This window comes from Streptomyces sp. NPDC004134 (assembly GCF_042874195.1).
Classification (GTDB): domain Bacteria; phylum Actinomycetota; class Actinomycetes; order Streptomycetales; family Streptomycetaceae; genus Streptomyces.
This window is the reverse complement of sequence record NZ_JBIAMS010000007.1, coordinates 171256-188098: the sequence shown is the minus strand read 5'-3', so window position 1 is coordinate 188098 and position 16843 is coordinate 171256. Positions and strand designations below refer to the sequence as shown.

At 74.8% G+C, this 16843-nt stretch carries 11 protein-coding genes and 1 pseudogene; 5 read left to right on the top strand and 7 right to left on the bottom strand.

What is annotated here, in order from left to right:
- Positions 1-2: 2 nt before the first annotated feature.
- From ACFYVJ_RS12570 to ACFYVJ_RS12560, 3 genes are read right to left on the bottom strand one after another with little or no spacing between them, the layout of a single operon-like run.
- A complete protein-coding gene (locus tag ACFYVJ_RS12570) occupies positions 3-2099 on the bottom strand; it encodes a TOMM precursor leader peptide-binding protein (protein ID WP_388889690.1) in 2097 nt (698 codons plus the stop codon).
- Positions 2086-4263, bottom strand: a complete 2178-nt coding sequence (locus ACFYVJ_RS12565; protein WP_388889688.1) for a TOMM precursor leader peptide-binding protein — start codon at positions 4261-4263, stop codon at positions 2086-2088. The genes ACFYVJ_RS12570 and ACFYVJ_RS12565 overlap by 14 nt, the downstream gene beginning before the upstream one ends.
- 5 nt (positions 4264-4268) lie before the next feature.
- The gene (locus ACFYVJ_RS12560) at positions 4269-6353 is read right to left on the bottom strand and encodes a BTAD domain-containing putative transcriptional regulator (protein WP_388889917.1); all 2085 of its coding nucleotides are present in this window, start codon (positions 6351-6353) and stop codon (positions 4269-4271) included.
- Positions 6354-6796: 443 nt separating this feature from the next.
- On the opposite strand from ACFYVJ_RS12560, the gene ACFYVJ_RS12555 reads away from it, so the two are divergent.
- From ACFYVJ_RS12555 to ACFYVJ_RS12535, 5 genes are read left to right on the top strand one after another with little or no spacing between them, the layout of a single operon-like run.
- A complete protein-coding gene (locus ACFYVJ_RS12555) occupies positions 6797-7897 on the top strand; it encodes a serine/threonine-protein kinase (RefSeq protein WP_388889686.1) in 1101 nt (366 codons plus the stop codon).
- Positions 7894-9087 (top strand): hypothetical protein, encoded by a 1194-nt coding sequence (locus ACFYVJ_RS12550; RefSeq protein WP_388889683.1) that lies wholly within the window; start codon positions 7894-7896, stop codon positions 9085-9087. The genes ACFYVJ_RS12555 and ACFYVJ_RS12550 overlap by 4 nt, the downstream gene beginning before the upstream one ends.
- 29 nt (positions 9088-9116) lie before the next feature.
- Positions 9117-9761: a hypothetical protein gene (locus ACFYVJ_RS12545; protein ID WP_388889680.1), complete on the top strand. Its 645-nt coding sequence runs from the start codon at positions 9117-9119 to the stop codon at positions 9759-9761.
- Positions 9758-12262: an Hsp70 family protein gene (locus ACFYVJ_RS12540; protein WP_388889677.1), complete on the top strand. Its 2505-nt coding sequence runs from the start codon at positions 9758-9760 to the stop codon at positions 12260-12262. Before ACFYVJ_RS12545 ends, ACFYVJ_RS12540 begins: the two co-directional genes overlap by 4 nt.
- Entirely contained in the window at positions 12259-13377 is a 1119-nt protein-coding gene (locus ACFYVJ_RS12535) for a hypothetical protein (RefSeq protein ID WP_388889674.1), read from the top strand. The genes ACFYVJ_RS12540 and ACFYVJ_RS12535 overlap by 4 nt, the downstream gene beginning before the upstream one ends.
- On the opposite strand, the gene ACFYVJ_RS12530 is transcribed toward ACFYVJ_RS12535, so the two are convergent.
- The 4 genes and pseudogenes from ACFYVJ_RS12530 to ACFYVJ_RS12515 form a co-directional block, all read right to left on the bottom strand.
- Entirely contained in the window at positions 13364-13681 is a 318-nt protein-coding gene (locus ACFYVJ_RS12530) for a hypothetical protein (RefSeq protein WP_388889671.1), read from the bottom strand. The two genes, ACFYVJ_RS12535 and ACFYVJ_RS12530, sit on opposite strands and share 14 nt — an antisense overlap.
- 8 nt (positions 13682-13689) lie before the next feature.
- The gene (locus ACFYVJ_RS12525; RefSeq protein ID WP_388889669.1) at positions 13690-14160 is read right to left on the bottom strand and encodes an NUDIX hydrolase; all 471 of its coding nucleotides are present in this window, start codon (positions 14158-14160) and stop codon (positions 13690-13692) included.
- 24 nt (positions 14161-14184) lie between these two features.
- Entirely contained in the window at positions 14185-14880 is a 696-nt protein-coding gene (locus tag ACFYVJ_RS12520; protein ID WP_388889666.1) for a hypothetical protein, read from the bottom strand.
- 1541 nt (positions 14881-16421) lie between these two features.
- A pseudogene (locus tag ACFYVJ_RS12515) lies at positions 16422-16540 on the bottom strand (transposase); the annotation flags it as partial.
- Between the last annotated feature and the right edge of the window lie 303 nt (positions 16541-16843).

The window sequence follows — 16843 nt, the reverse complement described above, 5'->3', positions numbered from 1 at the left end:
GGTCAGGGGAACGGGTGCGGTGCGGGGTTCAGCTCGGCGTCGGTGAGGTCGTGGTCGCGCAGGCCGGCCTCGCGCAGCCCCGTACGCAGCCGGGGCATGCGCAGCGCCCGCTGCCGGGACCAGCCGAAGTCGATGGGCAGCAGCCCGGGTACGAGCACGCTGACCGTCCACAGCCCCCGCTCCCGCTGCTCGGGCAGGGTCTGGTCGACGACGATCACCTCGAACCCGGCCTCGGCGACCGCCGCCACGCAGGCGGCGGCGTCGGCGGCGAGGTCGTCGGAGACGGGCAGCGTGCGGGCGCCGTAGCGCTCGTGCAGCGGCACGGGCGGCCGGCCGGTCTTCAGGAGGAAGTCGGCGTGCCGGGCCATCTCGGGCAGCCCGTAGACGAGCGGGTGGTCGTGGAGTGCGGCGACCTGGCCGAAGTCGGCGGCCATCGCCTTCAGCCGGACCTCCTCGCGCTCCGTGCGGCCCGCGAGGTTGACGGCGTCGGTGGCGATCTCGTCCAGCGCGGAGGCGAGCGCCGCCTCGGGGTCGAGCCCGGCGCCGGCGCCGAAGCACATCCGTCCTGCACCGCCGTCGTAGCGCTCGGCGACGCCGGTGACGACGGGGATGGGGAAGGTGAGCGCGGCGTCGAAGAACCGGGCGCGGTAGCCGTACATCTCCAGCCGCGCGACCATCTGCCGGGTGGCGGGGCGGGTGGCGGAGGCGGGGTCCAGCTCGGTCAGGGGCTGCCGCCCGTACCAGGCGAGGAGGAAGGCGTCGCGCTCGACGACCTCCATGAGCCCGTAGTAGACGGCCTCGGCGGCGGAGCCGCCGGAGGCGCAGCCGTTGGAGCTCTCCTGCACGAAGCGGTCGGCGAGGCCGGGGGTGTGGTAGTACGTCAGCACCTCGGGCACGAGCAGGGGGCGGCCCTCGGTGAGGGAGTGCCCCCAGACCCAGGAGACCTCGCGCCCGGGCGTGAACGGGGCGATGCCGGTCGCGGAGTGGAACTCGGGGGCGTAGAGCCCGCATCGGCGGGCGTCGAGGGCGGGCCGGCCGGCGGCGGTGAGCTGGTCGAGGCTGGCCCGCACGGTGGTCGCGCGGGCGCGGGGGCGCATGCCGGCGTAGCGCTCCAGGCCCTCCAGGACGCCGATGCGCAGGCTGTCGCGGAAGGTGTCGGCGTGGCCGCCCCAGAAGGTCTCGCGGAGGTAGTCGCCGGAGCGGAGGGAGAAGCAGCCGATGGTCGCCGAGGTGGAGGTGGACGACACGTCGAGTACGACGGTGGGTCCGAGGGCGCCGCAGACGGGGTTGGCGAAGGCGGCGACCGGCAGGTCGTAGTCCGCGAGCGCGCGGGTGCGGAAGGCGCCGGGGCGGTACTTGGGGGACGGGGCGAAGTCGAGGACGGCGGCGTCGGCGGAGTCGCGCTCGCCGGGCCCGCAGCCGGGGCACTCGGGGTCGGGGACGAGGGGGTAGCGGCGGACGGTGAGGTCGCCGAGGTCGAGCTGGTGGACGTGGGGGAAGGGGGCGGGGCGGGGATCGCCGGTGCCGCGGGGGCCGTTGGCACTGCGGCCGTCGGCCGTGTCCCGGCCGGCGGAGGTCTCACGGCGGGCCGCGGAGACGGCCCCGGCCACGACTCCGGCGAGCGCCTCGGCGGCGAACGGCCCCCAGTGCGGGGGCAGCCCGGCGGCCCCGGTGTCACCACCGAGTTCGACGGCCTCCCGCAGTTGCCGCGAGCGCGCGGCCTGCCACCGCCGCTCCAGACACCGCACGCACCCGCGCCGCCCCGGACCGGCAAGCGGCCCGACGATGGCGTGCCGCCCGTAGATCCGTACGGGCACCGCGTCCGCGGAGCCGGGAGTACGCGAACCGCTGCCGGCAGCGCGCGCCCGCGGCTCCGCCGAGGCGGCGGGGCTGCCGTGGGCGGACGGCGCGGCCCCACGGCCCGGCGGCTCACCGCCATCGGCACCGCTCTCACCGGCCACCGGCTCCGCGAAGGCGTTCGTCAGCCCCAGCGGGGCCACGTCCACCCTGGGAGGCGTGGGCAGCAGCGTTGCCAGGTGGGCAGCCAGGTCCGCGGCCACGTCCCCGCACCCCGCGGTCCACGCCTCAGTCGTCTGCACCGGCGGGCTCCGTGGTCAGCAGCACCCGGGCGGTGTACAGGCCGGCCGACCGCAGGTCGGCCGGGGTGGTGTCCCGCCACAGCACGTCGCGGCCCGCGGCCCGGAGGCGGTCCAGGACCATCGGGAACGTCACAGGACCCGCGTCCCCGGCGTCCCCGGCTTCCCCGCCGGACGGCTGTATCGCCCCCGGAGCCAGGTCAGGCAGCAACTCGTCACCCGTGTCCGGCGCCGCACCCGTCTCCGCCGCCAACTGCACCTGCCCCAGCAGGTCCCGCAGCGCCGCGACCGCCGCCCCCGCGGGCGTCAGCGACGCCCCCACCGCCCAGCGCGCGCCCACCCCCGGCTCCCGGGCCAGCGCCACCGACACCCCGCTGCGCTCCTGCTCCCCCAGGTCCAGCAACTCGACCGGCACGCCCAGGGTCTCCGCCGACCGGGTCAGGAACACCCACTCCGCGTCGTCCGACGTTGGCTGCGCGCGGACCGGGGTAGCCCCGTGACCACCCCGAGCCGCGCGCAGCAACGCCTCGTGCGCCAGCGCCGACAGCAGCGCGTGCCCCGCCGCCTCGCCCACGCACTCCCCCGCACCTGTTCCCCACGAACCGCGCAGCACCAGGCCGTCCCGGTTCGCCGCTCCGGAGGGGCACAACGCCGCCGCGGGCACGGCGACTTCGTCCTTCGTCAGCAGCGACGTGACCCGCGCCCACGCCGTCACCCCGTCCGCCGTGACCCCCGTGCCGCCGGCGGCGACCAGCGCCCCGGGCCCCAGCCGCCGCAGCTTCGCGGGGAGTTCGGGCAGCGGCCGTACGGGCGCGGCGTGCTCCGCGTACAGCGCCGCCGCCGCGCGCAGCCCCCGCCCGCGGGCACCCGCCAGGTGGTGCACGTCGAACGCCGACACCAGCCGCGTGCCGCCGCCCAGCGGCACCTCGATGCGGCTGACCTTCAGCGGGGTCTGCGTCAGCTCCTCGTCGCGGTAGCGGGTGAAGACGCCGACGTGCGGCCGGATGAGGGCGTCCCCGAGCCGGTTGAGCCCGGCGACCAGTTCCTCCGCCTCGCGGGCCGTCTCCACCGTCACCGGCTCCGCGACCGTCAGCTCCTCGGGGCGCAGCTCGGAGCCGTCCGCGCCGGGGCCTGCGGCCGGTCCCGCGCACCGCGGGCAGCGCGGGTGCGGGCGCAGCGGCTCGGCGACGACGTCGAGGGAGTCCAGGTCCTGGATGAGCACCTGGCCCTCGGTCTCCGCGGGCAGCGCGCCGGTGACGGTGCGGAAGATCTCGTACGCGAGCAGGTTGCCGACCATCGCCGCGACCGGCCCGGCCAGCGCACCGCCCGCCGGCACCGCGGCGGGCTCGGCGACCCCCGCCAGCTCCGCCAGCAGCGCCGCGGCGGCAGCCGGGTCCGTGGTGTCGCCGAGGCGCAGCAGGGCGCAGCCGAGGCAGCCGGCGGTCAGCCCGCCGGAGCGGGGGCCGACCACGACGCGGTCGCCGAACGTCCAGGCGGGGATGAGGAGCTGGCCCTCGGCGAGGCCGGCACGCAGCAGCGCGTGGGTGCGGGCGGGCGCGTCGGCGCCGGTCACGACGATCACCTCGTACGAGCCGAGCGCGCCGGCGTCGACGGCGTCGAGCGCGGCCGGGGTGCCGGCGGCGGTCAGCTCGTCGGCCTCGGCGAGCGCCGCCTCCGGCCGCTCCTCGGCGGCGACCACGGCGAGCCCGTTGCGTATCAGCCCCAGCACGCACCAGCGCGCGGCCTCGCCCGTGCCGAGGACCGCCACCCGGGTGCCGCGGAAGCGGGCGAAGCGGGCCGCGGCCTCGTCCACGTAGTGGTCGACGTACGCGATCTGCGCCGCGAACCGCTCCGCGACCGCCGCCGGCGGACCCGGCTCGACGGCCGGTGCGGCATCGCGGGCGAAGTCCCGCTCCACCAGCGAGCCGACCAGCTCCGCGACCATCGCCCGCTGGGGCGCGCCGAGTCCGGCGCAGATGTCGGTGAGGGGCCGGCTGCCGTCGAGGTGCGGCACGATCAGGGAGGCGAAGCGGTACGCCGTGCGTCCTGCCAGGTGGAAGCCGCCGTCGGCGTTGTGGAACAGCACGCCTCCGGGGGTCTGGGTGAACAGCACGTCCCGGCGCAGCCTGGGCCGCATCCCGGCGAGGTCGTCGAACGCTCGTGGCATCCCTCTCACACCTTCTGTCTCGGCTGACTGGTCCGGTTCGACTGCGTCGACCGACTGGGCTGGCTGGGCGAGTTGGCGAAGCCGGTCGGCCCCGACTGCGCCGACCTGCCGGCGGGGCCGGACTGGGGGGCGTGGCCCACCCGGCTGCCCTGGCCCGGCTGACCGGAGGGACCCGGGGGGCCGGACTGACTCGGCGGACCGGTCCGGCCCGGCTGACCGGCCTGGCCGGCCGCACCGGCCGCACCGGCCCGGCTGAACGCGCCGACGCCGCTCGGCGCACCGGCGCCGCCGGACGTACCGGCCCCGGCCGCCGCCTCGTCCTCGCCGGCCCGCGCCGCCACCAGCCGCGCGTGCAGCCGCAGCAGCGGATGCGGGTGGTACGGGCCCGGCGGCCCGTCCTCCACCAGCCCCGCGTCCGCGAGCCGTTCGAGCAACGCCTCGCACTCCGCCGCCGGCAGCCCCAGCACGGCCGCGCCGTCCGCGGCGTGCCAGCCGGGTGCGTCGAGCGCGCTGAGCGCGACGTACGCCGCCGCCAGGTCCGGGTCGAGCCGGTCCAGGGCCGCGTCGAAGAGCTCCACCACCGACATCCGCGGGTGGCCGGTGAGCGACAGCCGGCCCAGCGGTTCTTCGGCCAGCCAGCGGGCGCAGTCGCCCAGCCGCAGCGCGGGCCGGGTGCCCAGCCGGGCGGCGGCGATGACCAGTGCCAGCGGGTGGTGGCCGCACACCGCGGCCAGTTCCTCCGCGCCGCTCGGCTCGTCCGCCACCCGCTCCGCGCCCAGCACCGCCGTCAGCAACTCCCGTGCCTCCGCCCCGGCCAGCGGGCCGAGCCGGTGGACCCGTACGCCGTGGGTGGCGACCAGCCCGGCGAGCCCCAGCCGGCTGGTGAGCAGTACCCCGTGCCCGGGCACCGCGGCCAGCACGTCGCGGGCCTGCGCCGCGTCGACCACGTCGTCCAGGATCAGCAGCGCCCGCGGTCCCGAGCCGGCGTCCGGCGTGCCCAGCCGCGCGGCGATTTCGTCGACGACCTCGGCGGCGGCGCGCGGCGAGCCGTCGGGCGCAGCCATGGGCACCAGCGTCCTGCCGCCGGGGAAGTCGTCGCGTACGAGGTGCGCCACCTGCTGGGCGAGGGCGGTCTTGCCGATCCCGGGCCCACCGCAGACCAGTTCCGCCACCGGCGTACCCGGCCCGTCCACTGCCGCGGTCAGCCGCCGCCGCAGTGTCGCGACCGCCTCCGCCCGCCCGGTGAACCACGGCACCGGCGGCAGCCCCGGCGGGTCGGGGACCGGCGCGGGCGCGGCGGGTGCCGCGGCCGGGAGCCCCGCCAGGGCGGGCGGTTCGCTCGCCGGCCCCAGGTCCTCGCCGCGCAGGATCGACAGCTCAAGGCGCTGCAGCGCGGCCGAGGGACCGACGCCGAGGCCGTCCGCGAGGTACGCCTTGAAGCCGCGGTACTCCGCAAGCGCCTCCGTCTGCCGCCCGGTCCGGTACAGCGCCTCGATCAACTGCTCCCGGAACCGGCCGTGGTCGGGGTGCGCGCGGGTGACGCTCCACAGGTCCACCAGCGCCGGGCCGCACAGCCCCAGCTCCAGCCGCAGGTCGCACAGCCGCTCCACGACGCGCAGCCGCTCCTCCAGCAGCCGCGGCACCTCGTCGCGGTGGATGGCCTCCGACCGTACGTTGGCCAGCACCCCGGTCTGCCACAGCGCCAGCGCCCCCTGGAGCGCGCCCATCGCCGACTCCGCGGACAGGCCGGGCTCCTGCGTGCGCCGTACCCGCTCGCGGAACTCGACGAGGTCGAGCGAGCGCCCGCCGGCCGTGATCCGGTAGCCGCCGGGCACGGCCTCGATGGGGGTGTCGACCACCTCGTGCTTGGCGAAGAGCCGCCGCAGCCGCAGCACGCAGGTCTGGAGCGCGGCGCGCGCGGTGGCGGGCTGCTCGTCGCCCCAGACCATGCGCTGGAGGTAGTCGACGGAGACGATGGAGCCCGCGTTGAGCAGCAGGGCGGCGAGGAGGTTGGCCGGCTTGGAGGGGTGCAGGACGACGGTCTCGCCGCCGTCGGTGATGCTCAGCGGCCCGAGCAGTTGGAACCGCACCGCGCTCACAGGCGCCCCCGGTGACCGACCGAGCCGTGCAGCGGGGGGACGGGCGGGGGTGGGAGCGTGATCCGGGTCGTCATGCGAGCCACCTGTGTCCTGTACGGGGTCGGAAGGACGCCCGCGACGCTACCCGCGTAAACACCCTCCGGGCAGGCCGGAAGCTGTCATGAACCTGCACCGGCGCGCGCAGCAAGCGGCCAGATCCCCCCGAAGCGGGACCCCCGCCAACCGCCCGCCAACCGGCGTCCAACCGCGCGTCTACCACGCGCCCGGTGCCGGTCCCCCGCGCGCCATGTCCCGCTCCCCGCCCCCCTGCGCGGGAGGGGTCCCGGGGCCCCCGGGATACAACGGTTCCGATGGGTCACCGGGCTCCGGCCGCACGGCCGCGGGAAGCTCCGCGACCGCGGACGGGCAGGCGGGGGAGAGGGGGGGACTTGCCGATGGCGGCATACCGGACGACGGGCGGCGCGACCGGCGCGCGCGCACCCCTGCTGACCCCCGGGCAGCGCATCCACGACGGGCTGGTGGTCGACCGCAGGCTGGGCGAGGGCGCGTTCGCCGAGGTGTACCGCGTACGCCACCACGTGCTCGGCCCGCAGGCGCTCAAGCTCTTCAAGCACCGCACCTCGCTCGCCGCCGACTTCAGCAGGCTCGACGAGGCGCGCATCCTCTCCACCCTCGGCCACCCGAGCATCATCCGGGTGTTCGACGCCGGCACGGTGGACACGGCGGACGGCGTACGCGGCTACTTCACCATGGAGTACGTCGCCGGGGGCAGCCTGCACCGACTGGTCAGGAGCCATGGCGGCACCGTCCCGGTCCCCCAGGTCACCACCGTGCTGCGGCAGGTGGCCGACGGCCTGTCCGTCGCCCACGGGCGGCGGCAGCCGGTCGTGCACCGGGACCTGTCGCTGGCCAACGTGCTCGTCGCGTACGACGAGTCCGGACTGCGGGTCAAGGTGGGCGACTTCGGGCTGGCACGGGAGACCGACCCGGTCACGCGGGCGGCGAGCGCGCAGGGCACGGTCGCGTACATGCCGCCCGAAGTCCTCATCCGCGGGCGCGGCTACTCGGCCGCGGGGGACGTGTGGGCGCTGGGCACGATCGTCTACTACCTGCTCACGAACCGCTTCCCGTACGACGCGGCCGACCCGGCGCGGGCGTTCTCGCCGGCCCGGTTCGAGCAACCGCTGCGGCCGCCGGGCGACTTCAACGACGACGCGGACGACGCGCTGGAGTGGCTGGTGGCGGACATGCTGAGGGTCGACCCGGCGGAGCGGCCGGCGATGCGCGAGGTGGCCGAACGCGCCGTGCCCCGGGCCCGGCCGGCGGCGCCGCCCGCGGAGCGGCCGGCCCGGCCACCGCGCGCGGCGGCCCCGCCCGCCGACGAACTCGTCCGCACCGCCATCGCGCTCTCCCGCGTCCCCGGCCGCCTGGCCGACGCGGCCGACCAACTCGAAGCAGCCCTCAGCCGCCGGCCCCGCCTGCGGGAGCGGCATCTGACCCGGCTCACGACCTGGCGTAGAGGAGTCGTTCAGTGAAGGAGTCCCCGGCCCGCTTCGCGGACCTGGCGGGTCTGCGGCTGTACCGCAGGAACATCTTCGCGGTCACCGGACTGCCCGTGGCCGCCCAGGGTCCCGCGGTACGGCGGCACAGACAGCGGCTGGACGCCCGGCTGGCGGTCGAGGAGACCTGGCCGGGAGACGCGGGCGCGCCCGCGCCGGGCGGGTACCGCAGGGAGGAGGTCCGGCACGCCTTCGAGGAGTTCCAGGACCCGCGGCGCCGGCTCGTGGACGAGCTGCTGTGGTACTGGCGGGACGCCGACCTCGGCTGCGGCTGCGCCCCCTCGACGCACGAACAGCACGACGAGGCCGTACGCGTGCACAGCCAGGCGATCGAGGCGGAGACCGGCGGCACCGGCCCGCGGGGTGACGGGCCCAACGGGTCCTGGCGCGCCGCCGCGACGGCCTGGGCGGCGGTGCTGGACAACCGCGACCTGCGCGGCCACGTCGCCCACCGCCTCACGGCCCTGGCCGACCCGCGGCTCGACGGCTACTCCCCCGACGACTTCCTGGCCGGCGTCCCCGGGCTGCTGCTCTCCCCGTTCGGCGAACTCGCCGACGACCGGTCCGCGCGGCCGCGGCTGGCGGAGGTCAGCGCCGGCTGGTCGAAGTACCCGGTCTTCGCGACCCCGCTCCCGGAGGTCTTCGAGAACACCGTCGAGCAGGCGGTCGACCGGCTCAAGGACGCGCTGCGGACCGCGGGCGAGCGGCACCAGGCGGAGCAGCACGAGGACGCGCTCGCGGCCCTGGAGGAGCAGGTGCTGCCCGCGTACGCGGAGTTCGAGTCGCTGAAGGGGTTCGTCTCCCAGTCGCGGTCCGAGGAGATGGCGCACACGGTCACCGTGGCGCTGAACAACGTCGCGCTCGGCGTCTGCGAGGCGGGCCTGCAGAAACCGTTCCGGAGCACGCTGATCGAGGTGATGGAGCACGCGAGCCGGATCGCCCCGCGGCGGGACAAGGCGCAGATCGCCCAGAACCTGGCGGCCGTTCGGCAGGGCCGCACGGGCGCGGGGGCCGCGCAGCAGCTCAAGCCGAGCGAGTGCGTGGGGTGCGTCGTCCTGCTGCTGGCGATCATCGGCGGAATCGTCGGCGGGATCACGGCGGGACCCGCCTGGGCAGTGGGCATCATCGTCGGCGGCTTCGTGCTCGCCGGGATGTTCGCCTCGTGAACGCGTACGCCACCGAAGGAAGGGCTCCGATGACACAGCACGCCCGCCACCGGGCCAGGGGGCGCCTCGGCGCCGCGCTCGGGCAGTGGCGCCAGCCGCCCGAGTTCCGCGTCCCGCCGCCGCAGCTCGACCCGGCCCAGGCGGCGTGGGTCGCGGAGGTGCTGGCGGAGGTGGAGGCAGCGGAAGCGCTGGCGGTGGCCGCGGTGGAAGCTTCGTCCGCGGACGCCGCGACGGACACCGCAGGGACGGACACCGCCGGAACCGGCACGGCCGGGGCCGCCGGGGCGACGTCCGCCGGGGCGGGTGCCGGGGCAGGTGCCCTGGTGGGCGCGGCCACCGGCATCTGGCGCGCGCTGCGCAAGCTCGACCAGGACGCAGGCAAGCTCTCCCCCGCCGACCTGCGGCAGGTCCGGCTCCAGGTCCGCGCCAGCCGCCAGGCGCTCGCCGACGACGGCCTGGAGATCCAGGAGCACGACGGCGAGCCGTTCGACACCGGGCTCTCCCTGGAGGCGCTGGTCTTCCAGGAGAACCCCGAGCTGACCCGCGAGGTCGTGCTGGAGACCGTACGGCCGTCCGTCTACTTCCGCGGCCGGCGCATCCAGATGGGCCAGGTCATCGTCGGCCGGCCGCCGCAGGACCCCGGTGACGAGACGACCAAGGAGACCCCGGAGTGAGCGAGACCATCGACTACGGCATCGACCTCGGCACCACGAACAGCGCGATCGCGGTGGCGGAGGACGGCGGCGTACGCATCGTCAAGAACAACGAGCAGTGGGACTACTCCCCCTCCGCCGTCTACATCCCCAAGAAGGACATCGTCCACGTGGGCCGGCGGGCCAAGGAGCGCACGGAGTCCGACCCGGCCAACGCCCACTCCGAGTTCAAGCTGGAGATGGGGGTGGCGGGGGCGACGCGCCGGTTCGAGCGCGCCGGGGTGTCGCTCACCCCCGAGGAGCTGTCCGCCGAGGTGCTGAAGTCGCTGCGGCAGGACGCCGCGGCCGAGACGGGGTACGCGCCGGAGGTCGCGGTGATCACCGTGCCCGCGTCCTTCGCCCTCAACCAGAACACCGCCACCTCCGAGGCCGCCGCCCTGGCCGGGCTCAGCGAGCACTGCCCGCTGGTGCAGGAGCCGACCGCCGCCGCCATCGCGTACGGCGTGCAGGACACCTCGGACTCCGCCCACTGGATGGTCTTCGACCTCGGCGGCGGCACCTTCGACGCCGCCGTGATGAGCAAGCGCGACGGCGAACTCCAGCTCATCCAGCACGCGGGCGACCCGTACCTCGGCGGGAAGCTCATCGACTGGGCGGTCGTCGACGACCTGCTGGCCCCCGCCGTCCGGCGCGACCTGGGGCTGCCGGACTTCAGCCGGAGCAACCGCCGCTGGCTGGGCAACTACGCCAAGCTCAAGGCGGAGGCGGAGAACGCGAAGATCGCGCTGTCCCGGATGGGCAAGATCGACATCGCCTGCGACCTGGACGACGGCGGCGGCGGCACCGTGAACTTCGAGTTCACCCTGACCCGGGGTGCGCTCGACGACCTCGCGCTCCCCTTCTACACCCGTGCGATCAAGCTCTGCCGGGAGGCGCTGGCCGAGAGCGCGCTGCGCCCCGACCACATCGACCGGCTGCTCCTGGCCGGCGGCTCGACGCTCAGCCCGGGGCTGCGCGCGCTGCTCACCGACCGGCACACGGGGCTCGGCATCGAGGTGGACCACAGCCAGGACCCGACGACGGTGGTGGCCCGCGGTGCCGCGGCGTTCGCCCGTACCGTACGGCGGCCGCGGAAGGTGCGGGCGGCGGCGCGGGGCGAGTTCGCGGTGGAGCTGAACTACCCGGCGCAGACCGTCGACACCACCGGCATCCCGGTCTCGGGCAAGGTGACCAGCGGCGGCGCGGTGGACTTCACCCGGTACGCCGTCGTCCTCGCCAACCCGGAAGGACAGCCGCCGTTCCGCGGCCCCCGTACCGCGCTCTCCCCGGACGGCACCTTCTACACCGAGGTCGTGGTCACGGACGGCGCCACGTCCCGCTTCACCGTCGAGCTGACCGACACCTCGGGCACCCGGCAGAAGCTCGCCGGCGGCACCCTGGCGATCACGCACGCGAAGGTCGTGCCCGGCGAGGCGGTGCTGACGGGCACCCTCGGCATCGGCCGGGCCGACGGCTCGTTCGACCCGCTGCTCCGCAAGGGCACGACGCTGCCGGCCATGGTGACGAAGATCTACCGCACCACGATCCCGCTGCACCGCTCGGAGCCGGACGCCGTGATCCGTATCCCGCTGCTGGAGGGCGAACGGCCGCGCGCCGAACGCAACACGCGGGTCGGGCAGTTGGAGATCCGGCCGCGGGACGTGCGGATCGACCTGCCGGCGGAGAGCGAGGTCGAGGTGACGTTCGAGATCGAGGCGAGCAGCAGGGAAGCCCTGGTCACCGCCCATATCCCGCTGGTGCAGCAGCAGTTCGAGGCGACCATCAACCGCACCGAACTCCTGGCGCCTGAGCAGCACGAGCTGGCCGGCCGGCTCCGGCACCTGGAGCAGCGCCTGCGCGGCCTGAAGGACGACGCCGAGTCCGCGCACGCGGAACAGGCCGGGACCCGGCTGCGGAAGCTGGAGGAGCACCGCCCGCTCACGCAGCTCGGCAGGGAGGTCGACGCCGCCGACGTGGACACGGGCGCGGCGGTGACGAGCGACCGGCGGATGCGCGACCTGGAGGCCGAACTCGACGACATCGAGGAGGCCATCGAGATCCCCGGCCTCGAACGCCGGCTGTGGGACGTGCTCGGCTCGTGCGAGGACATCATCACGCAGGTCGGCGGGACCCCGGCCGACCGCAGGGAGCTGGAGGGCCTGCGCGGCCGCGCGAGCGCGCTGGGCGGGGACGCGACGCCGGCGGAGCTGCGGAAGCTGGTGAAGCGGGCCGAGGAGTTCCAGGTGGAGCTGCTGCGGCGGACGGACGAGTGGGACTTCGTGGTGTTCAACGCGCTGGTGGAGATGCGCGACGTGATGCACCCGCGCCACCAGGCGGACGCGGCGATCCGCGACGGCAGGAGGGCGATGGCGGCGGGCGACCGGGGGGCGATCGCGGGCGTGAACGAACGGCTGCGGCGACTGCTGCCGCCGGAGGCGGCGGCGGGGAGCGAGCTGGGGAGGAAGGAGGGCGGGGTCAGGTGAGCGCGGACACGAGCACGTCGGCGGCGGGCAGGGGACCGGCCGGTACGCCGGGGGACGGCGGCCCGGCGGACGGCGGCGGCCCGGCGGGAAGCACCTCGGCGGGCGGCACGTCACCAGGGGGTACGCCCGCGGGCGGCGGCGGGGGCCCTGCCGCCGCGGGTGGCGGTGGACCGGCGTCGGCCGGGGACGCACCGCCACCGGCGTCGAGCACGCTGCGGGCGGCCCTGCTGGTGGCACGGGTCCGTACGGCGGCGCGGGCGGGCGACCTGGACGAGGCGCTGCGCCTCCTGCGCGCGGCGGAGGCCAGGGACGCCCGCACGGTGGGCGAACGCCCGGAGGTCCTGGACCTGTTCGCCCGCGTCCACGCCCAGCGCGGCGAACTGGACGCCGCCGCCACCTACTGGCGCCGCCTGCGGACCCGCCACCCCGCCCACCCCGCCGCCCAGGCCGGCCTCTCCCGCATCACCCGCCTCACCGCCGACGGCCCCCGGGCCTCCCTGGCCCGCCACCGCACCCGCACGGCGCTGGTCGCGGCGGTCTGCGCGCTGGCGGTGGTGGCGACGGGCGCGGTGGCGCTGACGGGGGACGGGGAACCGGGGCGCCAGGGCGGTACGGAGCGCGCGGCGCCGACGGAGCGGCAGATCGAGGAGCGCGTACGGAAGGAACTGCAGGCGGCACAGGAGGCGGACCGTGCGGGCGAGGAGACCCGCCGCGAGGAAGCGGCCGAGGCGCTGGCGGCAACCCTCCGCTCCCCCGGCATCCGCCCGCGGGTACGGGGCGGCTCCGTGGAGGTGGTCTTCGCGGAGGGGGTCTTCTCCGAAGGCGCGGAACTGACCCCCGAAGGCGCCACCCGCCTCGCGACCCTGGGCCGGCACCTGACCCGACTGGACGCCCGCATCGCCGTCCGGGGCCACGCGGCCACGGTCCCCGACGCCCCCCGCAGCGGCGGCTCGGTGCTGGCGCTGTGGCGCGCCCTGATCGCGGCCCGCGAACTGAGCGCGGCGAGCGGCGAACCCCTGACGGCGTTCACGACCTCAAGCGCGGACCAGCGAGAGGCCCCGTACCCCGAGGACGCGAAGAACCGCACGGTGACGGTGGTGATCACCCCGAAGTAGGCGGGAGGTGACCGGGCTTGGCCGGGTCCGCCTCGACCGAGACGATCCGGTCCGCCTCGACCCGGATGAGCACGAAGTAGTCCTTGCGGCAGGACTGGCACTCGGCGTATCCCTCGCCGGCGTACGTGCCGTCCGGGGGCCGGGTCCTGGGGTGGCGCAGCCCCTTCACGCCCCAGTCGACGGCATCGCCGACTGCGTACCGGCGGAGGTCGAGCAGACCGAACCGAAACTCGATCTCCGCCGCACACTGCTCGCCGCACCGCGGGCACGTCAGGTCCGCGCCCAGGCGGTTGTACATCCCCATCGGGTGACCTATCCCAGGTAAGGCGTGGACCGGTGCTCCAGGAAATGGCGCAGCCGGAGTCGCTGGGTGTGGTGCATCGGCAGCTCGTCCAGCTCACCCGGCTCGACGAACCGCAGCTCCGTCGACTCCTCCGAGAGCGCGAGCGTCCCGCCGACGACGCGGGCGGTGAAGCAGACGTTGAACTGCCGCCGTACCTCCCCGTCGCTGTACGCGACGACGTGCCGCGGGTCGGTGTACGTGCCGACGAGCCCCGTCACCTCGACGTCGAGCCCCGTCTCCTCCCGCACCTCCCGCACCGCGCACCCGGGCAGCGAGTCGCCCAGGTCCATCCCGCCGCCGGGCAGCGCCCACAGGCCGTTGTCACGGCGGCGCTGGAGCAGGATGCGGCCACCGTCGTCGGTCACCACGGCGGAGGCGGCGGCGACGAGGCTGTTGGGCTCGGGGGCGGCGGGGTCGTCGTAGTACTCGGTGCGGGTCATGGGGAGATCAGGGTAGGGGGCGGCTCAGTCGATCTCGCCCGCGAAGATGGCGGTCTCGGACTCCCAGTCCGGGGTGACCTCTATCTGCGCGTAGCTCTCGCTCGTCGGGAGTTCGCAGCCGGTGGGGACGTCGATGGAGCGGCCGGGGCGCAGGTGGGTGGTCGGGGTGTCCAGGCCGTCGTCGAATATCTGCTCGCCGCTGCGGCCCTGGTCGCCGTACTGGCAGTCGACGAGGAGGCCGTTGAGGTCCAGGCGCTTGTCCGAGCCGTTGGTGATCTTCAGGTTGAACTTCACGTAGGGGGTGCTCGCCGGGGCCGCGTACTCGCTGGAGGTGGCCCGCTCGAAGCCGGACAGCACCACCTCGATACCGGTGTCGTACACGGCGGTCTCGGTGAGCGTGAAGCTGCCGTCGCCCGGCTGCTTGTCCTCCGCCGCGTCGTCGGCCTTCTGCGCGTCCCCGCCGCCGTCGCCCTTGGCGCCGGGACCGGCGGTGACGGTGACGGTCGCGGCGGGCTTCGCCTCGTTCCCGCCGTCGCCCCCGGCAGCCGCGGCGCCCACGGCGGCACCGATCCCGAAGGCGGCGAACACGCCGACGACGACACCGGTGATCTGCACCGCCCGCCGGTTGCCCGACGGCGGGGGGCCACCGCCGTTCGGCATGGGCGGGGGCGGCGGCGGATAGGGCTGGTAGGGCTGTTGCGGCGGAGTCGGATAGGACATGGATCCCCCTGGTGCGGTGAGGCGTGAACATACTGACGGCGTCGTTATGGGCGGCATGGGCCGAACGGCCCTCTCATCACCTATGACCGCGCTCGTGGGGGAACGATGAAGTCGGCGGACCGGTGGTCGTACGTCGTCTGCGGCCGGCGCACGCGCCTGTCCGCGGGCTCCCTGACTGCCGCTCCCCGTCCTCCGCCTCTTGGCCCGTTCCGAAGCCCACGCCGGAGACCCTTGCGGGGGCCGACGTGGGCAGATTTTCCGAGTTTGGCGGGTACTACCGATTCCCAGTGGATGCTACCCAGTGCTGGGCACCGCCACTTTTCCCTGGTCATCATGCTAACCGGCTGCCTCCCAGTCCGCCGACAGCCGACGTGGTCCGGGGGAGTCCCGGGGCATTCGGCCAGCAGCGAGCCGACAGAGACCCCCTCCACATGGGATGACGGCAGCCAACCCAAGGGTCGGAGAAACGAGAGTGGCCTGGGAAGCACACTCATGCCGGTGAGCGCGAAGCGGAGTACCGGTACCGCAACGCCCTCACGCACGCACAGATTCATGGCGAGTTGTGGCTGCAGTCGGGCTGGATACGGTCCAGCCAGGTGCCAGGTCGACGCGCGTGGCAGTGTTCGAAGGTGATCCGCCAGGGCGTCTCGCCGAACGGGACCGTGTTCAAGCCGGCAGTCCACAGTTCCTCGCCGCCCATCTGGGGCTCGGCAACGAAGCAGGCCCATACGCGAAGGCACGGGCTGATCGTGTAGGCCGTCGCTGCGTCGCGCTGGTGCAGTGTCCACCCACCATCGACAGGAAAGGGCCAGGCCGTACGAAGATCCGTCCGGCCGGGGCCAGCGAGGTGGCGTGGGAGAACCGTCACGTCTGGGCAAGGTGGAGGTCGTTGAAGGGATCGGTCGAGATGAGGTGGACTCCTTCAGCATGAGGCGCGGGAGACCGCGGTGCACGGGATAGGGCGGGAACTCAGCGGCGGCAGGCCGCACTACGCGGGGCCTGCTGTACGGGAGTCGGGTGCGCCAGCAGGCCGGGGGGCTTGTGTGCTCGGCCGCAGCCCAGGCGCCAGGGGAACCAGATCCCGGGTCGAGCGCTCCAGGCGGCGTACAGCCCGGTCGTAACGGCTCCCTCCCAGGGTGGCCGCCGGGGCGGTGGTACTTGCCATACGTCCCGTACCGCCTGTCGCTGGGGGCGGTGTTGTGGGCTTCGTCGCGTCGGTGGAAGGTGCCGTGGTCCAGGAAGCTGAGTGCGACCGCGTCGATCTAACCGGTCGCGGTGGATGGCGTAGTTGTCCGCGCTGCCGGTGGAGGCGAAAGTGATCTGCAGCCGCGGTGGCGCGTCCGGTTCTGGTGAGGCGAAGTACGCGTCGCCTACGACGATGCCGTCGTGGAAGGGGAGGCACAGCCCGCAAAGAACTCCGGGCATGCAAGGACACGATGGATCCCTCGTTTCAGGATTGCCCCGGGGGTTATCGGCCCGGGCAGGGCCGGTCGGCCGCTGATGCTCCCGCGCAGGCCGTGCGGCCGGGCGGCGGCCCGCCGGACGGCGCCGACCGCATCTGATAGGCCCTTGAGTCCGCCGCAGACGAGCATCAGGATGTCGACGACGCCGCAGTTCTTCAGCTCGCTGAGCACCCGAGCCAGTGCTTCGCGCCTTCGCCGCCCTCAGCGACGACCAAACCCACATCCTCGGACTCCACTGCAGAGCCGCACATCGACCGCATCAACGCCGCAAACCAGTAACGGGACCGGCCAGCTCCCGTCCTTCCTTAGCCTGCTGCTTCGGGGGCAGAATCGGGGGCGCGGGTGCGGCAGGAGCCGGTACGTTCGGCTTGCCCGGTCTCGGCGCCTTGGGGTGAGCCCCTGTGCAAGAAGGCGGATCATGCCAAGGCAAACTTCCCCCACCCAGGGACTTGATCCCGATTAATTGCCATTCACACTATATATGCACTAATCCACGCAAG